We start from the raw sequence: 20,668 nt of genomic DNA on the forward strand, positions 1-20,668 counted from the left end.
AGCAGCTGTGCGGGCTTTTGTGTCTGTCGAAACACTAACGTTTTCCGAGCAGCCTTTCGATCGAATTTCGAAGAAAAGCCGCGCCCTGCAGGCACATTTTTCTTCCCTTGTGTATCTCGGAATTTATGAATGCTCCGCAAATTCTATTTTATGCGTGCTGCCGCACGAAGTACAAGAGTCGAAATGCTACTTTTTGACATACTAAAACGGAGTGCAAACGCACTCCGTTTTACTTTCGATTTTAGAAAGGCTGTGTATAACTCCATGTACCGATACCGAGCGGCGAGAACGCAAGGTAAACCGCTGCGACACAAATGAGAATCAGTGCGGTGGCAACCCAGCGATACTTCCACGGGGTAAGATCGACAGCGCCGATGTCCTTCTGTACCCATGCCTCCGGATGCTTTGTCTTGTTTCGCTGATTGAAAATGAACATAATCAGCAGCTCAACCGGCAGCATAACGAATACAGCATACAGATAATGGAACTTGCTGTTGAGGAACAGCAGGAACGAGCCGTAGCAGACCACATGCAGCGCCAGAATGACCTTTGCGCTGTATTTCGGCAGGTGCTTGAAGAAGAAGCCGCCGAATACGGCCGTCAGAACCGGCAGTGCAATCAGCATTACGAGGGAATCTAGGAAGGTCTTGAGACCTGCCGGGAAGAAGTAGATCAGCGGACCAACGATGGTGGTCAGCACCGCGAAGATGATGCCGACATTCTTGCCGACCTTGACGAGCTTGTCCTCGGAAGCGTCCTTGTCGATGAATTCCTTGTAGATATCCATGGTGAACATGGTATCTACCGAGTTCAGCACCGAGTTGAACGAGGACAGGATCGCACCGAGCATTACGGCTGCGAAGAAGCCCATCAGCGGAGCCGGAACAACCTGCGAAACCAGCTGCGGGTACGCTTCGTCCATCATGGATACCTGATCACCCTGCAGCTCAAACAGCGCATACGCGATAACGCCCGGCAGCGCAAGGTACATAAAACCAATAATTTTCAGAAACGCGCAGTAGAGTGCGCCCTTCTGTGCTTCCTTGAGGTTTTTTGCAGCAAGTACACGCTGAATAAACGACTGGTGCGTACACCATGACTGCAGACCGAGGAAGAACAGACCGGTAAATACGGTCGGCCACGGAACCGCAGGCGGCAGAGAATCCGCCGGAGCGATAGAGTTGAGCATATCCGAATGGTTTTCGATCAGGAAACGCATACCATCGATAACCGACAGACCGTCACCGCCTGCCGTTTTGCCGAGCACGCTCAGTGCGAAGAACGGGATCATGAAGCCGCCGATCAGCAGTCCGATGCCGTTTACGGTATCCGATACGGCAACGGCTTTCAGTCCGCCGAAGATGGCGTAAATCGAGCCGATGACACTGATGATGATACACAGAATGATAACGGCCTGGAACTTGGTTACGCCCAGAATACCGGATACGTTGAAGATATTTTCAAATACCAGCGAACCGGAGTACAGGATAACCGGAATCTGTACGACAATGTACAGCAGGATGTACGCGATGGAGAACCACAGCTTTGTGCTGCGGTCATAGCGCAGACCGATCAGCTCCGGAATGGTGGTAATGCCGCTTTTCAGATAACGCGGCGCCGCAAACAGCGCCAGCACGATACAGCACGGAGCCGCTACGATCTCGAACGCCATCGGGCTCATGCCCACACTCCATGTCTGGCCATTTGTGCCGACCAGCTGCTCTGCCGACAGGTTGGTCAGCAGCAGCGAACCTGCGATAACAAAGCCCGGCAGTCCGCGTCCGGCCAGAAAATAGCCGTCTGCGGTGCTCTGGTCATCGCCCTTTGTTTTTACATACGAAATGACTGCAACAAGTATCGTAAAACCGATAAACGTCGCCATAGTCCAAACCATTGGAATCCCCTCTTTCACGCGGTCCCTCAACCGCTTCAATTTCCCATATTTGTAATTTAATTCTCAAAAATGCGTATAGTTAGGGCGGACGCATGTGTCGAACTCTGCGTCCGCCCTGTCTATAAACTGTTTATGCTGTCAAATGTGTGTTTGAATTACTCCCACAGACCCTTGGACTTCATGTCGGAGACGTACTCATCGATATTGGAGGAGTCGATAACCTTGGAGCCGGAGTCGATGAAGGATTCAACCGAGCCGCCCTCAAGTACGGTAACTGCTGCTTCAACAGCCTTGTAGCCCATGTCGTAGCCCATCTGAGCGATGTCGATGGTCAGAGAGCCGTCCATAACAGCCTCAATGGCAGACTGGTTGCCGTCAAAACCGCACAGAACGGTATCTGCGTAATTGGTGTTGCCGGAATCCTTGATAACCTTTGCAGCTGCAAGCGCCATGTCATCCGCGATGGACAGAACTGCGTCTACGCCGTTCGGGTACTTCTGGATAACCGCCTCCATAGCGGCGGCTGCCTTGTCCGGCATGGTGTCGGTGTACTGCACTTCGAGCACCTGACCGCCTGCGGCTTCGATCGCATCGCGGTAGCCGCGCAGACGTGCTTCATGGGTCTCGTCGCCCTGTACGCCTGCGATGATAACCGCCGTCGGCTTGTCCTTGCCGAGTGCCTTGCAGGCCTCAGCAACCGCCTTGCCGCCGTTCAGCGCTGCGTCCTCGTTGCCGGTGCCAACGAAGCATGCCTTCTTGTCCGAGGTGAAGTCGGTATCGAGTGCTACGACCGGCTTGGTCGCGGTATCTACCAGCGTTGCGGTAGAGGTGGACTGCTGCGGAGCGATAACAACGGCGTCAATGCCTGGGTTGCCGAGTGCCGTCTCAATCATGTTGACCTGCTCATCATACGAGGTAGCCGAGGTCGGAGACTGGATTTCGACGTTTACATTGTCGTGCTCGCTGCCGTAAGCGCGCGCACCGGCAATAACCTTGTTGAAGTGACCGTCCGTATGCTTTACGATAACGGTTACGTTGTAGGCATCACCGGAAGCGTTGGAGCCGCTGTCGCCCGTACTGCCAGTCGATGCGGACGAACCGCCGCCGCAGCCTGCCAGCATGCCGGCACACAGAGCACTTACTAACGTCATTGCTAAAAGCTTCTTTTTCATAGTTCAAACACTGCCCTTTCTCTTCTTCTCATATTGATTTTCTTTCTTCTCTATGGGGGTGGTGCTGGAATTGCGAAAATGCTGTGGACTTAATGAAAAATCTTTTTCTTTTACGGTATCACCGGAACAATTCGACAAGAGCAATTTGCGAACAAATTTTGCGTCCTGATTAGGCGCGGCTTTGCAGCGATACTTTGTGTATTGCAAAAAGTCGGAACGACATCAGGCACAAAATTTTCGCAAAGTGCCGCAGACGCAATTGTTCGGTGATGCCGCACCAATTACTGGCTGATGGTCTGGCGCAGCGCGTCGATCGAGGTGTTGACACCTGCATCAACAGTCATGGTCAGGTCCTCCATCTCGAGGGAAACGTCTCCGTCGTAGCCCATCATGTGGCAAACGGAGAAGAATTCCTTCCACCACTGGAGGTCCTTGCCGCAGCCGACTGCAACGTAGTTCCATACACGGTCAGCGGACTCGGTAACTGGGCGAGGCTCGAGCAGACCGTCGGTGTCTGCCAGACCGCGCTCGATGCGGGCATCCTTGCCGTGAACGTGGAAAATGCAGCCCTTGAGAGCACGAGCAGCCGCAATCGGATCAGCGCCGAGAACCATCATGTGGGACGGATCGAGGTTGATGCCGAGCATCGGGTCGGTAGCCTCACGCAGCTTGAGCAGAGTCGAAGCAGACCAAACCATGGTGCCCGGGAATTCCTCGATAGCGATGTGCTCAATGCCGCACTTCTTGCAGTGTGCGATGAATTCGTTCCAGAACTCGATCGTTACCTTCCACTGGTACTCATACGCCGGAGCCATGAAATCCGGCCAGGAAACGGTAGAGGTGATCCAGTTCGGGGTGGTGTCGGTTTCGTTGCCGGCCGGCAGACCAGCCATCGCAACGATCTTCTTGACGCCCAGCAGACCTGCCAGCGTAGCGCAGTCGTACATGGACTTCTTGTATTCCTCGCCGGTCTTGCTCGGCCAAAGCGGGTTGCAGGACGTGTTCAGTGCAGAGATGCGCATGCCGCGCTTCTCAAGTTCGCCCATGAATTCCTTGCGCTTGCCTTCGTCCGCGAGCAGCTCCGCGGTGTTGCAGTGCTTGCGGGCACCCCAGCCGCCTGCGGTCATCTCGACCGCGTCGATACCGAGAGACTTTACCTTATCGAGCATGTCCGTGTAGGACAGATCAGCAAAAACATCCGTGCAAATTGCGAGTTTCATATAAAAAACCTCACTTTTCTTCTTTTTTGTTGTAGTAGAAATCGTTGGAGCGATTTTTAGAGAGAGAATTCTTTCAAGTATGTTATCAAAAGGGAATTTTAGCGTTATAAGCGTTTAAGAGTTTACCGCTGCCCGCCTTATGGAAGGCAGCGGTACAGAGAAAAGAAATGAGAGAGTGTCTTAGTTTAGATGGAAATCGGGAGACTTACTTGAAATCTACCCATACGCCGCCCTTGTCAGCAGACTCTACGCACTTGGTTACCCAGCGGATGCCGTCGATGCCGTGCTCCAGATCCGGGTAAACCAGATTCTTGAGGGTTTCCTCGTCGCCGCGGTTCTTTGCATCCATTGCGATAGCAAAACGGGTGTACAGGTTGCTCCAGGACTCGATCAGGCCGGTGTAGTGCAGAGCACCCAGGCGCTCGTACTCGAGAGCTTCCGGATTCAGGTAATCCATTGCACGAACCAGCGTCTGACGCGGCTGACCCTGTACTTCGTAGTACAGCTCATCCGGATGCATGTCGTTCCACTCGAGGGAAGCCTTGGTGCCGACAATGCGGATGTGCTGGCTGCTCATGTCACCTGCGTTAACTGCGGATGCCCACATACGGCCAACTGCGCCGTTCTCATAACGCATCAGGACGTAAGCATTGTCCTCCAGCGGTGCGCGGGACTTGATGAAGCTCTGGCGGTCGCACAGCAGCTGCTTCAGCTTCAGCTGCGGGCAGATCAGCTCGGACATGTAGAAGGTGTGGGTGGACAGGTCGCCAAGTACGAAGGACGGGCCGGACTTTGCCGGATCAACACGCCACTTCTGACCCTCAGCCTGCTTGTCGCCGGTCGGGTCGCAAGCGAAGCCATGTGCGTAGCGGAGGTCTACCATGGTAACCTCACCGATGTCACCGTTCAGAACCATGGAGCGCATCTGGCTCAGCAGGTCGAAACCGGAGAAGCCGTAGGTTACGCAAACGATTTTGCCCTTTTCCTCCGCCAGCTTCTTGATCTCCTCGCCTTCCTCAACCTTGAAGAACAGTGGCTTCTCACAGATTACATGCAGGCCAGCTTCCAGAGCTGCCTTGCAGACCTCAAAGTGCTGGAAGTTCGGGGTTGCGATGTCAACAGCCTCGATGCCGTCCTCGCGCTTTGCTTCCTCAGCGAACATGGTCTTGTAATCCGGATAGAGGCGTTCCTCATCCATGTTCAGGTTCTTGCCGAAGTCTACGCAGCGGGCGAAGTCCAGGTCGAACGCTGCAGCCTTGAGTACGAACGAGGTGTTGTCTCGCATAGCACCCAGACGATGCTTGTAGCCAACGCCGGAAGTGCGGCCGCCGCCTACGATACCCCAACGGAACGGACGAGCAATTTTCTTTTCACCGATAAACATAATGTTTTCCTTCTTTCTTCGATTTGCAAAAAAGTGTTTGATTCTGTTTTTGTACTGCTAATTTTGATGTTTTGTGAAATACATACAACAAATTCGATTTATCTTTGTTTATTGTATCCATTTCCTAACTTCTGGCCTAAGTATAAAATATTTTATGGATATATTCAATAAGCGTTTCTGCTGCAAAGTTCATCAATCCTGCTTTCTGTGAAAAAACACAGAAAACCAGTTCATCAATCCTGCTATTTCGTTCATGGATTCTATGAGTGCAAAATACGGAAGGAGAAGAGTCTATGCAAAGTGTTGATCCCGGCATCCGAAGCGAGTCGGTTTGTTTTCCGTTTACGCCGTCGCAGACCGCGAGAGAGCTGCTGTTCTACCCGACATGGTGCGGTCACTACTACTGCACCGCCAACTATTTTATGAAGCGCGACAGTTATCCGCCGCTGCTCATCGCCTACATCCGCAAGGGACGCTTCCGCGTGGAGTACCACGGTGAATTCCATGTCGCCGAAGCCGGTGACGTGCTGCTGCTCGACTGCATCGAGCCGCACTACTACCACGCCGAGGACGGACTGGAGTTCGTGTACATGCACTTTGAAGGCTCGAACGCGCGTGAGCTGTGCCGCCGCATCACCGACCGGCACGGCTGGCTCATCCGCCGCGATAACAACATGCTGATCGGCAATCTGCTGTACGACATGGTGCGCTTTTACGATGAGAACGGTGTAGAGACCGACATGCAGCGCTCGGCACGCATCTACCGCATGTTTGACCTGCTGCTCTCACCGAGTGCCGCCGAGCAGTCAGCGGATACGCCGGTCGAGCAGGCCATCCAGTACATCCGCTCGCATATCGGTCAGCCGATTTCCGTGGAGGAGCTGGCGTCTACCGTATGCCTGAGCGCATCCTATTTCGCGCATATGTTCAAGCGCCGCACCGGCTTCTCCCCTGCCGATTATGTCATCAACTCGCGCATTGAGCGGGCGAAGGTTCTGCTCGTGCGCACGCAGAAGCCGATTGCAGAAATCGCCGAGGAGGTCGGCTACTCGACCAGCGGCAGTCTGATCAACCTGTTCGTTAAGAAGGTCGGTACGTCACCGCGGCAGTACCGTATCCAGCATATGTCCAAAGCGATTGATGCGGTATGCAAAACCGATGTACCGTTCATAGATACAGATGTGCCGGAGCTGTAACCGTGCAAATATGCAAAAAGACGCACATCGCAAGATGTGCGTCTGAGGCTGAAGAAAAACCGCGTCCTCCGGACACATTTTTTCTTCCCTTGTATAAAAACCGAGGTACATGCCCCCGGTTTTTATGAATTTGCTGCGCAAATTCTATTTTATGCGTGCTGTCGCACGAAGCACAAAATAGAAATCTAACTTTTTCGACAAGCTGAGACGCACATCGCAAGATGTGCGTCTCAGTCTGTCAAAATGTCATATTCCTGCAATTTAAACAATTCGCGCGCCAGTGCGCGTTAAAAGGTTTACGGTCTGTTAAGACAACACCGCATAATGAGAACCGCAGCTTCTTGCGCAGACTCCGGTCGCGCTACTGCGACGCTTTGCTGAAATTCTGCACCCTGACTTTGCTGCGTTTCCATGGTAATACCTCAAGTATTACCGCAGAACCAAGCCTCGTCAGCACGCAAAACCTGCTCGCAAGTCGCCTTTTGTCTCATTATGCGGTGTTGCCTGAAAGGATGAAATGCAATAGATTTGTTCTGTTTTACAGTTCCTCGACCGACACGATGCCTTTACGCTCGCCGACCAGTGTCATCAGACGGTTTACCGTGCAGCTGCGCGGCAGGCGCAGCGTGAAGATGGCACAGGCATTGTGCTCACCGTTTTCCGCCGCACGGGTGATCTGGATATTCAGCACTTTGACATCACATCTGCGGTACAGCTGCAGCACATCGTCCAGACACGTTTTATCCTCGTATTCCATATACACATTGATCTCGGGAACGTGCTCCAGCACACGGTACTCTAGCCGCGAGAACACCTGCTCTGCCAGCATGATAAAGCCGGTGGCCAGAATGCCGCCCTCATAAAAGCCGCCGCCGAACGCCAGACCGATGATAGCCGAGGTCCACAGTCCGGCCGCCGTTGTCAGTCCCTTCACATTCTGCCGCTTGGTGACGATGATCGTACCGGCACCGATGAAGCCGATTCCGGCAACAACCTGCGCGCCCAGACGCGCCATATCAGTGAAATAATGCATATTCAGATACAGATACTGACTGGTCAGCGTGGTGATCGCTGCACCGATGCAGATGAGGATATGCGTGCGGAAGCCTGCCGGACGGCGCTTGTACGAGCGCTCGATGCCGATGATGCCGCCGCAGATAAATGCACAGGCGAGACGCACAAATACGGAGAGCGTGGTAACGCTGCGCAGACCGTCAAAAACAGATAACATATTGCTTCCCTCCCGTTACAGCTCTTCGATTACACACAGACAATCCAGCCCGGCCAGTTCGGACAGCAGCTGCGTATGCGGTATTTTTTCATTCAGACGAATCGAAAAGATCGAGCTTGGATGCAGCTGCTCACCGCTCCGGTTGCGCTCGATGTCGATGTCGTAGATCTGCACATTCTGCGCTTTCAGCTGATTGATGATCGTGCTGACATCGTCCATTGAGTTAAACTCCAGATACAGATTGATATCGCGTGCGTTTTCCTGAATGTATGCATCCACGATCGGGAACAGGCGGATGCTCAGAAAGATCATAGCAAACGCGATCAGTACGCACTCGTAAAATCCCGCGCCGACCGCAAGGCCGGTGCACGCCGAAGCCCACAAGCCGGCGGCGGTAGTCAGTCCCTTGACCTGCTGACGGCCGGTGACCAGAATCGTGCCTGCGCCGAGAAAGCCGATGCCATTGATGACCTGTGCGCCGAAACGGGAAACGTCGGTTTTTATGCCGATCTCTGCGCAAATATCCGACCACGGCCCTGTCACCATGGTAAATTCGTACAGGCTGAGCAGCACGGTCAGCGTTGCACCCAGACACACCAGCATATATGTACGGAAGCCCGCCGGACGGCGTTTTCGTTCCCGCTCCAGACCGATGCAGCCGCCGAGCAGCATAGCCAGAGCGAGCCGCAGCACGACCGATGCAAAGTGAAATTCGCGAAGATATGCAATCGTTTCTGTCATGTTCTGCTCCTCCTCATTTCCTGCGGAAACCGTTTACGCACACGTTTGCGCTAATGGTCGTTTTACACCCTGCACTCCTTGGTATATATACAGTATAACACCGAATCAGGCAAAGTTTCATCCCTCACATTGTAAGAAGTATTTTGTTCATTTTTGTGTAATTTGTACATTCGCAAACGTTTGTGTATTTAATTGTCTCCATATTATTATATATTAAGTTCTAAATATCCGCATTTGTGAAATTTTTTATTTCGATGCATCCTCTCCGAACTGTTTTTTCCCTTCCACAGAGCGTAAATACCCCCATTCTGCACAGATTGTGCAGAACGGGGGTATTCGTTCTGTATCGCACGAAGCTGCGCCTGCACGCAGCACAAGGCACTTCCGCCTTACATGGTCCCTTCCTCCTCCATTGCACTGAGCAGCGGCGTTACCATCTGCTTTTTGCGACTGACTACACCCGGCAGCACGACCGAATGCTCCCCACATTCCTTGCGGAACGCGGTATGCACCAGATTCTTTGCACCCCTGCCGACATAAAGCAGTTCGGTCTTTTCCTCGATGATATTAGTCAGCATGACAAACTGCATGGACAGTCCGCTCGTCTTGAGATAGTCCTCCATATAGCCCAGCATTTTATCCCGGATGCCGTTCAGCTCATTCTCGCTGACACTCGTGATCTGCGAAATGGCGATTTTTTTATTCTGTACCTGAAAGTACTTGAAATCCATGTGGAACAGCTCATCCATTGAACGGTCGCGCAGGCGCGAGCTGGAGCGGAACATCTCCGTTGCATACTCTCTGATGTCCAGACCTGCGATCTGCGCCAGCTCCTCTGCGGCGGCGCGGTCGAGCGGCGTACAGGTCGGAGAACGGAACATCAGTGTATCCGACAGAATCGCAGAGCACAGCAGACCCGCGATTTTCGGTTCGATCGGCACATTATGCTCATGATACATTCCTGTGATAATGGTCGCAGTACAGCCGAGCGGCTGATTGCGGAAATAGATCGGCCCGCTCGTTTCAACCGAATCAATGCGGTGATGGTCGATGATTTCAATGATATTAGTCGAACGAATGCCGTCTGCCGCCTGATCCCGCTCGTTATGATCGACCAGAATGACCGATGGACGCTCCAGATCCAGCAGATTGCGCTGAGAAAACATTCCGATATACCGTCCCTGCTCATCCAGCAGTGGATAGTAGCGCATACGCTTTTTGGATACCGCGCGCTTTACATCCTCTACCACGTCATCGGGTTCAAAGGTGATCAATCCCTTGCGGCGCATGACATGGCGCACCGGCACAGCCTGACTGACCACCTTGGCGCAGCTGTATGTCGTCAGCGGCGTTGCGATGATGGATACCTGATTTTCACTTGCCAGCTTGCGGATGGTACGCGAGACTTTCGCGCCGAGCCCGATAATAATGCAGCCCGCGTTCATCTCAATGGCGCAGAGCTGACTCTCATAGCGATTGCCGAGAATGACCATGTCACGCGGCCCGATATAATCCTCCAGAACATCCGGATTGGCTGCCGCAACCACCACGCTGCCCTGCTCGAACCGCTTTTCGATATCACCGACAATCAGCGTACCATCCAGTACATCCACCAGGTTGCGATAGCTTGTGCCGGCCTCCGCCAGTGCGTTCGCGTCCTTATCCTCCATATAGAAGCGCGCGATATCACTCAGCGTCAGCAGTCCTTTAAGATGACGCTCCTCATCGACAACGGCCAGAGTCTGAATATCATTTTCGTTCATGTAATTCCATGCGCGGTGCAGCGACATCTCCTCATCAATACCGGGGATCCTGCGATACTGCACATCGCTCAGACACGGCTCAAACGACTTGATATAACGCGGCGCTTTTACGCCGAAGCGCTCCAGGACAAATTTGGTCTCTGTATTGACATGGCCTGCCCGGCAGGGGATATATGATTCTCCGGTCAGCCTGTGCTTAAGCTCTGCATAACAGATCGCAGAGCAGATCGAATCTGTATCCGGATTACGATGTCCGATAACAAAAACCGGGTTCATACTGTACCGACTCCTTTGTCTGAGAAATGACCGCGGGAACTGCTGTGGTTTTCCCAACGGTGTATGATTGCGGGTAAAAGGAAACAGCAGCACCGACCATGCCACTGATTCGGGTGCTGCTGTTCCCCTCGGGAAGAAATAGGACAATACCGCATAATACTGCAAGCAAATTTTTCTGCACGGACGAGGCGTGATCTTACAGCAATACCTGATGTATTAACATAAAAGCACAGCAAGGTCAGGGCACAAAATTTCCGCCAAGCGCCGCGGCAGCGCGACCGGAGCCTGCGCAAGAAACCGCGACAGCGCGACCGGAGCCTGCGCAAGAAACCGCGGCTCTAATTATGCGGTGTTGCCTTAGATATGGTCATTATGATTTTCCATGCGGATCATGCCGGAAACACCTGCCAGCTCCTGACGGAATGCATTCTGCGCGGACTCATATCCGTTCGGTGGAAAGCTTGCACGGAAGCTGATGATATAGGTGTTATGCGGAGTTCTGCTGAAGGACAGATCAAGCAGCTTCGCGAAATGCCGTTCTGCCAGATGCGACAGTTCCACCATGATGTCGCCCATATGGTCACATTCGATCTGCAGATCCAGTTCCGAGCGGCTTCTGGCGCGGATTTTCTCCTGAATCCCGTCAAACGCCACCAGTGTTACAAAGGCAATCACCGTACCGACTGCCGTGAGCACATAGTATCCCATGCCGACCGACAGACCGAGACAGGCAACGACCCAGACACTGGCCGCCGTTGTCAGTCCGCGAACGGTAAATCCCTCACGCAGGATCGCACCGGCACCCAGAAAACCGATGCCGTTGATGACCTGTGCGCCCAGTCGCGCCGGGTCAGAGGGCGTTGTCCCAAATACTGCGATCGTCTGCTCATACAGGATGCAGCTTGTCACCATGACCACACACGAGCCGAGTGCTACCAGAATATGTGTGCGGATTCCCGCCGGATGCGAGGTCCGTGCGCGCTGCGCGCCGACGGCAAACCCGACGATCACTGCACCCAGCAGCCGCAGCACGATATCCACCACTGTAATTTTCCCCATTTTCGTTTCCCTCCTGTCTAAAATATTTGACCGCACCCTGCAATGGCAGGGTACGGTCAGAAAAAGAGAGAGAGATTGTTACGGTTACGTTCTTTTTCTTATTGCATCGTCAAGCGCTCTGCTCGATTTCGCTCCTCCAGATAATCCACCAGCTCCGGCAATTCCCGAATGATATGATCCGGCTGGTAAGCAGCATCTACACCGGCATCCTTCTGCGCCGACAGGAACGACTGGATCTGGATCGCGGCACCAAAATGCATTCGCTTTGCACCGATGATATCACGCGAGATCGTATCTCCCACATAGGCACATTCCTCCGGCTTCGCCTGCATCTGGCGCAGCGAGATCTGGAAAATAGACGGATGCGGTTTCCGGTATCCGGTCACGCTGGACAGGGTAACATCTTCAAAATAATCGCGGATTCCGTACTGCTCCAGCACATCGAACACCGAATAAAGCGATGCCGTGTTGGAGATGACGCCCAGATGATACCCGCGTTTTTTCAGTTCCTCCAGAGTCTCCTTGACCTTCGGACGAAGCTCGCGGTGATAATAGGTCACTTCCCACATGCCGGCCAGCTGTTCCGCTACCTCCTGCAGTCTTTCACGGTCCAGATTGAAGTCCGCCATATAATACTCCGGCCAGATTTCCTCTGGTTTTTTCTCCAGTTCGTTGGATTCGCTCCATTGTTTGTAGGTACGGATACCGCTGTTCAGCTTGTTCCAGAAGGTAATGTCATTGCAGCCTGTACCCAAATCATGTTCATTGAGGAACGTCCGCAACTCTCCGGTAACCGAGTGAATCGTCTGATCATTATACCAGATATCCTCGAGCGTTCCTCCCATATCAAATAATATAGTGTTAATCACGTTTACTCCTCCTTCTGCGGCAGTGCAAGGGAGGCACGAACCACATTGTGATCGCTCAGCTCCGGCTGTGTATACCGGGCCAGCGCGCTGTCCTGCGCAGCAAAGCCGCAGTCTGCCGTCAGTGTAGAAATCACACTGCTGCAGTGCACGGTAAAGCCGCGCGGCAGCAACCAATCCAGCTTCATATGCAGGCAGCCGCCCTCCGGCAGCGGTTTGCGCCGTGTGCAGTCCGCACCGCCCGAAGCCGCCCGCCATGCATAGCCCGCTGCGGTGCAGTCCTGCAGAAGCGGTTCATACAGGTCGATCATTTCGATCGCCGCAGCCAGTTCCTCCGGCTCGTCACACAGATGACGAATCACCGCCTTATCGCGTCCGTCAAAGGTATTGGTATTGAGATCGCCGCCCAGCACAACGGGAATCCCCGGAAATACACGCTCAACCTCCTGCAGTACAGCTTTCATCTGCTGCAGGCGGCCCGCGCCGCTCGTCCGGTTTTCCAGATGGATGGATACCGCGCCGACCTCCTGTCCCTGCACATCAAGCTTTGCAAAAACCGCATTGCGGCCGCCGATGCGCTTCTGTCGGTCATAATACCAGTTATACTGCTCTGGCAGACGGAGCACCTCTGCCCACAGGATCGGCCAGCGCGAAAAGATTGCATTGCCGTGAAACCCGTGTGCAGCGTCCTTCAGCTCGACAAACTCCAGCCCGAACACATACTGCATTCCCAGCGCACGGGCGATCTCTGCGGCAGTATCCCGCTCGCCCGACCGGGCACAGCCGCTATCCAGCTCATTGGCCAGGATCAGGTCATACGGCCGCAGTGCCGGGCATTCCCGGAGAAAATCTACTGTTTCAGCAAGACATATGCCCCGCTCCATGTTGAACACCAGCGGATTCAGTTCTTTCTTCTGCGGCACCGCACCCGCAAACCGGGTCACGATCTCCGCCTCAAAAAACTGAGGAATATCCCGCATCACCGCATCCTGCGATTCCTGCTCCAACCGTGCCGCAGATTGCAGCACGCACTCTTTTGTCAGTTTTTCCATACTGCTCCCCCTTTACAGGCGGCGCGGCATCGGTTTTTTGTACAGCTTGAAATATAGCGTCCACGATACCGCGTTGCCGACAAGGATCGGCATCAGGGTATACAGGAAGGTCACATACAGCATCATATTCCGGGCAGCAGGCTCCAACTGGAACGCTGCGACCACGCACATGATCGTGATAACCGGCAGGCTCGCAAAGCTGTAAGGCACGATCCGCTTATCCGGCAGCAGAAACAGGATGCAACAGACCGCAGTACCCACCACAGAGATCAGACCGCAGTGGATCCAGTTCTCTGCCATGCCTCCGCCGAGAGGCAGATGGTCATGCAGTACGCCGGTCAGCAGTGCATACATACCGCCGAATACCAGGCAGAACAGCAGATCCACGAAAAAGCAGGTAACTGCCATCGGACTCTTGCGCTTGCCTTCCTTGGTTACGAATAAAGCCATTCTGTATGCTCCTTCCGCTTTTACTGTCCGCGGCAGGCTTTTCAGCCTGCCGCGTCCGTATCGTTTTCTCTTTTGATTACGTCTTAGCCAAGCAGCGTCCAGAAATCACGAACCGGGTTGATGTTCTCATAGATATCGGTAACGTTGAAATCAGAAACATGCAGCTCGCTGTACGGGGTGGAACCCTCAGCCGGTTCGATATCATCGCGTACCGGCCAGCCGCCCAGCGTATTGAAGTACTTGTAGCCGGATACATCACCGTCTGCGCCGCCCATCATGAAGCGGACCAGCAGCTTGGCAGCATTCGGATGCTCGCACTCGCCGACAACGTACAGGGTGTTAATCTGCGGGATACCAGTGGTCGGCTCGAGGTTTACCGGAGCGAGGCACCAGTTGTTATCCTCGTTCTTACGCAGCTTGGAGGAAGCGCAGAAGCCGATCGGCGGATTGGTCTGACCCTTGGTACCTACAGCTTCCGCGATCTCGTCAGAAGAAGAGGTGAAGATGGGTTCGTTGTCATGCAGACGCTTGAGGAACTCATAGCCTGCGTTCTCGCAGCCGTCGGACAGCGTCAGCTCTTTACCGTACAACTCCTTGTAGGAAGCAGCCAGCTCATCCGGAACATCGCCTACGCAGAAACCGGTGATCCAGGAGCCCCATGCCAGATTATCCAGCGGGTTCTGCATCATGACACGGCCCTTCCAGTCCGGCTCGGTCAGCTGCCAGATATTCGTCACCGGAGAACCGTCCGGATAAGCTTCACTGTTGTAGAACAGCTGCGTCAGCTCGACATACATCGGGGTCTGCGTCTTGGTGTACTTTTCATCAATGTGCGACAGGATATCTGCCGGCTTGTAGTTATAGAACTTGCGCGGCAGAATATACTCGTTGTACAGCGTACCGTCCTGATCCTTGATATGCACCACGTCGGCAACGTGCTGACCGGCATCATACTCACGGGTAACCTTTTCCAGCAGCTCGTTGGTGGAAATATCGAACGGCTCTACTTCAACGCCGGGATACTTCTCCATAAAGGCATTGGCGACCTTGGTGATACGGGAGGAAATCGAATAGATGGTTACCTTGCCCTCTTCCTTCGCCTTCTCGTACAGTTCCTCATCGGTCTCATCCGTGTTGAAGATACCGGAGGACTCTTCCCACTCGCTCAGCTGGAGCGTGCCCGCTGCCGCTGCCTCATTCGGATCCTGCGCGGCATCACTGCCCGGGTCCTTCGTCGCTCCGCCTCCGCCGCACGCGGTCAGCGAGAACATCATTGTTGCTGCCAGAATACCTGCTAAAGTGCGCTTGTGCTGTAACATTTGTTTTTCCTCCTTCAGTTTCCTCTCTTTTTTTCTTGTGAAAGTGCGAATGGATGGTATGGTGCTTATTCAACCGAATACTTGATGAGGTTTTCGGTTTTCTTATCAAATACGTTGATCTTGGTGGTGTCGATCGACAGATAGACCACCTGATCCGGGTTGTAATGCGTAATGCCGAGTGCCTTGATGACCATGCTCACGCCGCCGACCTTGACGGTGACCAGAGTCTCGGAGCCGGCAGGCATCGAGGTGTAAATATGCGCTTCGATGTCGGACGGGGACTGACGCGAGGTGTTGATGGCAATCTGCTCCGGACGAATGCCGAGCACGGCATCGAACGATGCTTCCTGCGGCATATTCTCGTCCTTGAGATGATCAGCCGGGAATGTCATCCGACCCAGCACGCTGTTTACTGTCAGACCGGAAGCGGAAACCTCTGCCTTGCCGTCAACAAAGTTGATGCGCGGGTTGCCGATAAAGTCTGCCACATACAGATTGGCGGGGTTGTTGTACAGCTCCAGCGGATGTGCCACCTGAATGATGATGCCTTCGCGGAAAATCGCGATCTTGGTGGACATGGTCAGCGCCTCGACCTGATCGTGGGTAACGTAGATCATCGTCGTGCCGGTTTCGGTGTGCAGACGCTTGAGCTCGCTGCGCATATCCACGCGGAGCTTTGCATCCAGGTTGGACAGCGGCTCATCCATCAGCAGCAGATGCGGCTCGGAAGCGATAGCGCGGGCGATTGCAACACGCTGCTGCTGGCCGCCGGACAGCTCGGACGGATAACGGTCTACATACTGGCCGATCTGCATTCGTCCCAGGGCATCCTTGATGCGGCGATCTACCTCATCCTTGGGCAGCTTCTGGATATTCAGACCGAACGCGATGTTCTCGCGCACCGTCATATGCGGCCACAATGCGTAGGACTGGAATACCAGGTTGAGGTCACGTTCGCTCGGAGGCGCGAAATGAGCCTCCGCAGCGTTGACGATTTCCTTGCCGTCCATGTGAATGGTGCCGTTCTGCGGCTTCTCCAAGCCGGATACTACACGCAGCGTGGTAGTTTTGCCGCAGCCGGACGGGCCGAGCAGCGTCATAAAGTCACCGTCTTCAATCGTGAGGTTTACATCCTTCAGAATGTGGTTCTTACCGTAGAATTTATCAATATGCTTCAGTTCAATTTTGCTCATTTTCCAAACTCCTTTTTTCCGGTTATACCATGCGGATCAACCGCCCATGCTCTTCGCCAGATCTGCGTCGCCAAAGATATTCGCCAGTGCGTATACCAAGAATACGATGGAGAACATGACGATTGCCACGCAGTCAGAAGCCTGCGGAGAGTTACTGTTCTGATACTGGAATGCCAAATACGGCAGCGTGGAGGTTTTCGGGGTCATCAGCAGGATGATCAGATCGAGTTCCTTCATAATGGAAACGAAGATCAGCATGAAGCCCGAAATGAAGCCGCCCTTGGAAAGCGGGAATACAATGCGGATAAAGCGCTTGAAGAAGCCTGCGCCTGCAATCTCGGCTGCTTCCTCCAGCTCGCCGCCGATCTGCAGCATATTGGAGGTGCCGGCGCGGGAAGCGAACGGCAGATGCTTGACGACCGAGGTAATGGTCAGCAGGGCGAACGTGCCGTACAGGGACGGAACCAGCGTTACACCGAACAGCTGCTGCGGACGGGAGAACATCGACAGGAAGATACCGCCGAATGCGATGGACGGGATCAGATACGGAATAAATACCAGCTGCTCTACGACCTTGCCGTGCAGCTTGCCGCGGCCCTTGGCGCAGATATAACCGATGATCTGGCCGAAGATGGTGCCGAATACACCGTTTACAAACGTCAGCTTGAGGGAATTGATCAGCGAATTGATAAAGTTAGCATTCTTGAAGATACCCGGCTGACCTTCCATTACCGTTGCGATCGGATCGCCGATCCAGTAGTGCAGCGTCAGGTTGGACAGCGAGTAGTCGCCCTGCCGGAGCATAAAGGACTCGAGGATCAGCAGTGCGATCGGCATGATGATGCCGAAAACAAAGAACAGGAACAGTACAGCCGTGATCAGCAGCTTATGCTTGCCCAGACGGATCGGGGTGGAACGGCCGCCCTTGCCGCCGATGGTGGCGTAGGACTTGCGCGAGCCGATCAGCTTCTGGTTGACGAATACCGAGATCGAGCGATGCAGATCATGATGAGTGCCATGGCAAACGCGGTCTGGGTATTCTGGGACTTGCTGTTCATGTACAGCTGGCTGGACAGGGTCACGAAATTGACCTTAGAGCCCAAGTAGTTGATAACGCCGAAGGTGCCGATCGCCTTGGAGAAGGTCAGGATAACGGCGGAAAGCATAGCCGGCAGTACCAGCGGGAAGGTGATCTTGCGGAGAATGGTCGCCTTGCCGGCACCCTGGATCTCGCCCATCTCCTCCAGCTCGGAGTTGATGGAGTTCAGTGCTGCGGAAACCAGCAGATACGCATATGCGTAATAATGAAGCGAAAGCACGGTGATGATCGCGACCGGGCCGTATGCCAGCCAGTCGGGAACATTGATGCCGAGACTCATCAGGAAGCCTGGCGAACCGCCGATGCGTTCGGTCTTGAACATGGTCAGCCATGCCTGCGACTTACACCAGCTCGGGATCATATAAGGAATGATAACTGCCAGCGAGAAGAACGGCTTGAAGGGAAGATCCGTGCGGACCATCAGCCATGCAAGAACCGATCCGATCAGGATAGCGAAGAACGATACGCAGACACCGATCAGCAGCGAATTGAGCAGCGGCTGGAGCAGCATCTGCTTGGTCAGTGCGCTGCCGAGCAGGCGCTGCCAGTAATACAGTGTGAACGATCCCGCTGTGCCGCCCGCCAGTCGTGCATCCTTCTGTGCCAGCGTAAACGAGGTCGAAATCATATCCAGCAGAGGAAAAACGATCAAGTAGGTCAGCAGCACGATCGCAATCAGCACGATCAGGTTATACGGGTTGGTGACAACCGCCTTGATCTGGTTCTTTAACCTTCTGGATTTGGAGTAGTTCTGATCTTTTGGTTTCATTTCAGTTTTGCCCCTCCTTCAAATTCCGATTGTATTGTTCCACCGCGGTCACCACTTCGGGCAGCGAGCCGATCTTGACATCCGGCTCATACCCCATGCCGCGGTACTTTTCGTCCTTGTGATAAATGCGAGGGTTATCGATCTGAATCATCAGCGGCCATCCGGCGTTCCGCACGCCGCGCACATCGCGGGAGATGGTATCTCCGACGTAGGCCGCCTGTTCTTTCCCGATTCTCATTTCGTTCAGCGCGATCTCGAAAATCTCCGGCCGCGGTTTGCGAATGCCGCAGACGCTGCTCATCGTGATCGTTTCAAAATACTGCGCTATGCCGTGTTCCTCCAGAATGCGCGGTACGAAGGTCGTGCTCATAATGTTGGAGATTACACCCAGCCGATATCCGCGCTGCCTGAGAGCCTCCAGCGTTTCCTTCAGCCCCTCGCGTTTGACGATGTGCTTGCGGTATCGGTCGAACATGTAGCAGAGCTCCTCGCCCAGTCCCGCAAGTTTTTCTGCCGGAATGTCAAAGTCCTTCAGGAAGAACTTCTGCCAGATCACATCCGGCGGCAGCTCGATCAGTTCCTGTTCGGTATAGGACTTGTATGCTTTGGCGCCTGCATTGATGTGCTCCAGAAGCTGCTCCGGCGTTTCTGCGGTGTAAATATGATTCATATGAAGGAAGCACCACAGTCGGCGGATATAATCGCGGTCACTCTCCGGGGTAGCGTCCTGTGTATGTACGGTTCCTCCAATATCGAAGAAAACAGCTTGTATCATAACAACTCCTCTCTCTTCCCTTTTTTCTTTACTTCTGCATTTTCATTTGCATCACGTTTTACGCAAACGTTTTCATTTCCTGATTCAACCGTACCACTATCTCCCGGCTATGTCAATAAAAAATCACATTCTCCTATCAAAGTTTTATGATATTCACAATTTACATCCAGGTGTTTTCGTTAATTATGCACAGTTGCTTTTCTCTCCACATTCCCGTATACTGTAATCAACGCAAACGTTTCCGTAGAAATGAGAAAGAAGGATTCGTATGAAATATGATCTTATGCTGATCGGACCCGCCACGCGGGACATCAATATCGACTATACCGGTCAGGAAGTCCGCGAAATCGGCGGCGCTGTATTCTTCTGTGCATACGCTGCCGCAGCCGCTTCCGCAAACCTTTTCGCTTCAGTCAAGATCCATCCGGACGATACCGATGTACTGGATGCATTTCATCTGGACAGCGACCATATCGCCGTGCTGCCCGCCCAATGCACCACCCTGATGCAGAACACCTACTTCACCGCCGACCGTGAACGCCGCAAGGCCGAATGCCTGGCACAGTCGGATGCCATCACTCCCGATCAGATCCCCGATGTGGACTGCGGCCTGTATCATCTGGCCGGTCTGCTGTACGGCGATTTCCCCAACGAGCTGATCCCCGCGCTTTCCAAAAAAGGCAAGGTATCCGCAGATATTCAGGGATTTCTCCGGCACAACGAAAACGGCCTGATGAACTTCCACGACTGGAAAGACAAGCTGACCTATCTCCCCTATTTTGACTTTCTCAAAACCGATGCGGCAGAAGCCGAGATCCTCACCGGTCTGACCGACCGCCGCGCTGCTGCCAAGCAGCTTTATGAATGGGGCGCAAAGGAGATCCTGATCTCGCACAACAGCGAAATGCTGGTCTATGACGGCAAGGACTATTATACCTGCCCGGTCAAGGCACGCAATCTGTCCGGCCGTACCGGACGCGGTGATACCACCTTCGGTGCTTATCTTGCCAAGCGCATGATGGGCGTTTCCATCCCGGATGCGCTGCTGTTCGCTACCGCAGCCGTTTCGCTCAAAATGGAAACCCCCGGTCCGCTGCAGGGTCCCGAACAGGCTGTCCTCGACTATATCAAGGAATTTTACGCCTGAGTCCATCCGGAACCGCTTCGGCACCCGGAACATATCTGATATTTTTCCCGCCTTCTGCCGTT

At 53.7% G+C, this 20,668-nt stretch carries 18 protein-coding genes; 2 read left to right on the forward strand and 16 right to left on the reverse strand.

Going from position 1 to position 20,668, the window contains the following annotated elements:
- Positions 1 to 241 precede the first annotated feature (241 nt).
- From DXB00_RS04260 to DXB00_RS04275, 4 genes are all read right to left on the reverse strand, one after another.
- A complete protein-coding gene (locus DXB00_RS04260) occupies positions 242 to 1,894 on the reverse strand; it encodes a solute:sodium symporter family transporter (RefSeq protein ID WP_118729037.1) in 1,653 nt (550 codons plus the stop codon).
- Between the two features lie 155 nt (positions 1,895 to 2,049).
- The gene (locus DXB00_RS04265) at positions 2,050 to 3,045 is read right to left on the reverse strand and encodes a sugar ABC transporter substrate-binding protein (RefSeq protein ID WP_158578267.1); all 996 of its coding nucleotides are present in this window, start codon (positions 3,043 to 3,045) and stop codon (positions 2,050 to 2,052) included.
- Between the two features lie 302 nt (positions 3,046 to 3,347).
- Positions 3,348 to 4,286: a sugar phosphate isomerase/epimerase family protein gene (locus DXB00_RS04270; protein ID WP_118284888.1), complete on the reverse strand. Its 939-nt coding sequence runs from the start codon at positions 4,284 to 4,286 to the stop codon at positions 3,348 to 3,350.
- 205 nt (positions 4,287 to 4,491) lie between these two features.
- Positions 4,492 to 5,670 carry a Gfo/Idh/MocA family protein gene (locus DXB00_RS04275; protein ID WP_117751205.1) on the reverse strand — a complete coding sequence of 393 codons (1,179 nt, stop codon included), beginning with the start codon at positions 5,668 to 5,670 and terminating at the stop codon, positions 4,492 to 4,494.
- A gap of 293 nt (positions 5,671 to 5,963) precedes the next feature.
- Here DXB00_RS04275 and DXB00_RS04280 point away from each other — a divergent pair, with 293 nt between their 5' ends.
- A complete protein-coding gene (locus DXB00_RS04280; protein WP_118729039.1) occupies positions 5,964 to 6,866 on the forward strand; it encodes an AraC family transcriptional regulator in 903 nt (300 codons plus the stop codon).
- 538 nt (positions 6,867 to 7,404) lie between these two features.
- Here the strand turns inward: DXB00_RS04280 and DXB00_RS04285 are convergent.
- From DXB00_RS04285 to DXB00_RS04330, 12 genes are all read right to left on the reverse strand, one after another.
- Positions 7,405 to 8,097: an MgtC/SapB family protein gene (locus DXB00_RS04285; protein WP_117489569.1), complete on the reverse strand. Its 693-nt coding sequence runs from the start codon at positions 8,095 to 8,097 to the stop codon at positions 7,405 to 7,407.
- Positions 8,098 to 8,112: 15 nt separating this feature from the next.
- Positions 8,113 to 8,838, reverse strand: a complete 726-nt coding sequence (locus DXB00_RS04290) for an MgtC/SapB family protein (protein WP_117554962.1) — start codon at positions 8,836 to 8,838, stop codon at positions 8,113 to 8,115.
- 389 nt (positions 8,839 to 9,227) lie between these two features.
- Complete coding sequence (locus DXB00_RS04295; RefSeq protein ID WP_118729040.1) at positions 9,228 to 10,877, reverse strand: putative manganese-dependent inorganic diphosphatase; 1,650 nt, start codon at positions 10,875 to 10,877, stop codon at positions 9,228 to 9,230.
- A gap of 357 nt (positions 10,878 to 11,234) precedes the next feature.
- Complete coding sequence (locus DXB00_RS04300; RefSeq protein ID WP_118479050.1) at positions 11,235 to 11,936, reverse strand: MgtC/SapB family protein; 702 nt, start codon at positions 11,934 to 11,936, stop codon at positions 11,235 to 11,237.
- A gap of 98 nt (positions 11,937 to 12,034) precedes the next feature.
- Positions 12,035 to 12,805: an HAD family hydrolase gene (locus tag DXB00_RS04305; RefSeq protein WP_158578268.1), complete on the reverse strand. Its 771-nt coding sequence runs from the start codon at positions 12,803 to 12,805 to the stop codon at positions 12,035 to 12,037.
- A 2-nt stretch (positions 12,806 to 12,807) separates the two neighbouring features.
- Positions 12,808 to 13,854: an endonuclease/exonuclease/phosphatase family protein gene (locus tag DXB00_RS16270; protein ID WP_158574633.1), complete on the reverse strand. Its 1,047-nt coding sequence runs from the start codon at positions 13,852 to 13,854 to the stop codon at positions 12,808 to 12,810.
- A 12-nt stretch (positions 13,855 to 13,866) separates the two neighbouring features.
- Positions 13,867 to 14,304: a hypothetical protein gene (locus tag DXB00_RS04310; RefSeq protein WP_117489562.1), complete on the reverse strand. Its 438-nt coding sequence runs from the start codon at positions 14,302 to 14,304 to the stop codon at positions 13,867 to 13,869.
- Between the two features lie 83 nt (positions 14,305 to 14,387).
- A complete protein-coding gene (locus DXB00_RS04315; protein ID WP_118729042.1) occupies positions 14,388 to 15,623 on the reverse strand; it encodes an ABC transporter substrate-binding protein in 1,236 nt (411 codons plus the stop codon).
- Positions 15,624 to 15,688: 65 nt separating this feature from the next.
- Entirely contained in the window at positions 15,689 to 16,816 is a 1,128-nt protein-coding gene (locus DXB00_RS04320; RefSeq protein ID WP_110436250.1) for an ABC transporter ATP-binding protein, read from the reverse strand.
- A 36-nt stretch (positions 16,817 to 16,852) separates the two neighbouring features.
- Positions 16,853 to 17,653 carry an ABC transporter permease gene (locus tag DXB00_RS17010; protein WP_243107155.1) on the reverse strand — a complete coding sequence of 267 codons (801 nt, stop codon included), beginning with the start codon at positions 17,651 to 17,653 and terminating at the stop codon, positions 16,853 to 16,855.
- A gap of 125 nt (positions 17,654 to 17,778) precedes the next feature.
- Positions 17,779 to 18,684: an ABC transporter permease gene (locus DXB00_RS17015; RefSeq protein ID WP_242994828.1), complete on the reverse strand. Its 906-nt coding sequence runs from the start codon at positions 18,682 to 18,684 to the stop codon at positions 17,779 to 17,781.
- 1 nt (position 18,685) lies between these two features.
- Positions 18,686 to 19,459, reverse strand: coding sequence for an HAD family hydrolase (locus DXB00_RS04330; RefSeq protein ID WP_117751213.1), 774 nt, complete (start codon positions 19,457 to 19,459; stop codon positions 18,686 to 18,688).
- A 268-nt stretch (positions 19,460 to 19,727) separates the two neighbouring features.
- Here DXB00_RS04330 and DXB00_RS04335 point away from each other — a divergent pair, with 268 nt between their 5' ends.
- On the forward strand, positions 19,728 to 20,606 hold the full coding sequence (locus DXB00_RS04335) for a PfkB family carbohydrate kinase (RefSeq protein WP_192924436.1): 879 nt from the start codon (positions 19,728 to 19,730) through the stop codon (positions 20,604 to 20,606).
- Positions 20,607 to 20,668: the final 62 nt, after the last annotated feature.

Origin of the sequence: Butyricicoccus sp. OF10-2, assembly GCF_003481925.1 — a bacterium.
GTDB lineage: Bacteria > Bacillota > Clostridia > Oscillospirales > Butyricicoccaceae > Agathobaculum > Agathobaculum butyriciproducens.

Coding starts and splice junctions, on each gene's coding strand:
- DXB00_RS04300 (WP_118479050.1), bottom strand. CDS start 11,936: ATGGGGAAAATTACAGTGGTGGATATCGTGCTGCGGCTGCTGGGTGCA.
- DXB00_RS04290 (WP_117554962.1), bottom strand. CDS start 8,838: ATGACAGAAACGATTGCATATCTTCGCGAATTTCACTTTGCATCGGTC.
- DXB00_RS04330 (WP_117751213.1), bottom strand. CDS start 19,459: ATGATACAAGCTGTTTTCTTCGATATTGGAGGAACCGTACATACACAG.
- DXB00_RS04335 (WP_192924436.1), top strand. CDS start 19,728: ATGAAATATGATCTTATGCTGATCGGACCCGCCACGCGGGACATCAAT.
- DXB00_RS04270 (WP_118284888.1), bottom strand. CDS start 4,286: ATGAAACTCGCAATTTGCACGGATGTTTTTGCTGATCTGTCCTACACG.
- DXB00_RS04320 (WP_110436250.1), bottom strand. CDS start 16,816: ATGAGCAAAATTGAACTGAAGCATATTGATAAATTCTACGGTAAGAAC.
- DXB00_RS16270 (WP_158574633.1), bottom strand. CDS start 13,854: ATGGAAAAACTGACAAAAGAGTGCGTGCTGCAATCTGCGGCACGGTTG.
- DXB00_RS04295 (WP_118729040.1), bottom strand. CDS start 10,877: ATGAACCCGGTTTTTGTTATCGGACATCGTAATCCGGATACAGATTCG.
- DXB00_RS04280 (WP_118729039.1), top strand. CDS start 5,964: ATGCAAAGTGTTGATCCCGGCATCCGAAGCGAGTCGGTTTGTTTTCCG.
- DXB00_RS04260 (WP_118729037.1), bottom strand. CDS start 1,894: ATGGTTTGGACTATGGCGACGTTTATCGGTTTTACGATACTTGTTGCA.
- DXB00_RS04285 (WP_117489569.1), bottom strand. CDS start 8,097: ATGTTATCTGTTTTTGACGGTCTGCGCAGCGTTACCACGCTCTCCGTA.
- DXB00_RS04275 (WP_117751205.1), bottom strand. CDS start 5,670: ATGTTTATCGGTGAAAAGAAAATTGCTCGTCCGTTCCGTTGGGGTATC.
- DXB00_RS04310 (WP_117489562.1), bottom strand. CDS start 14,304: ATGGCTTTATTCGTAACCAAGGAAGGCAAGCGCAAGAGTCCGATGGCA.
- DXB00_RS04315 (WP_118729042.1), bottom strand. CDS start 15,623: ATGTTACAGCACAAGCGCACTTTAGCAGGTATTCTGGCAGCAACAATG.
- DXB00_RS17010 (WP_243107155.1), bottom strand. CDS start 17,653: ATGCCGATCGCACTGCTGATCCTCGAGTCCTTTATGCTCCGGCAGGGC.
- DXB00_RS17015 (WP_242994828.1), bottom strand. CDS start 18,684: ATGAAACCAAAAGATCAGAACTACTCCAAATCCAGAAGGTTAAAGAAC.
- DXB00_RS04265 (WP_158578267.1), bottom strand. CDS start 3,045: ATGACGTTAGTAAGTGCTCTGTGTGCCGGCATGCTGGCAGGCTGCGGC.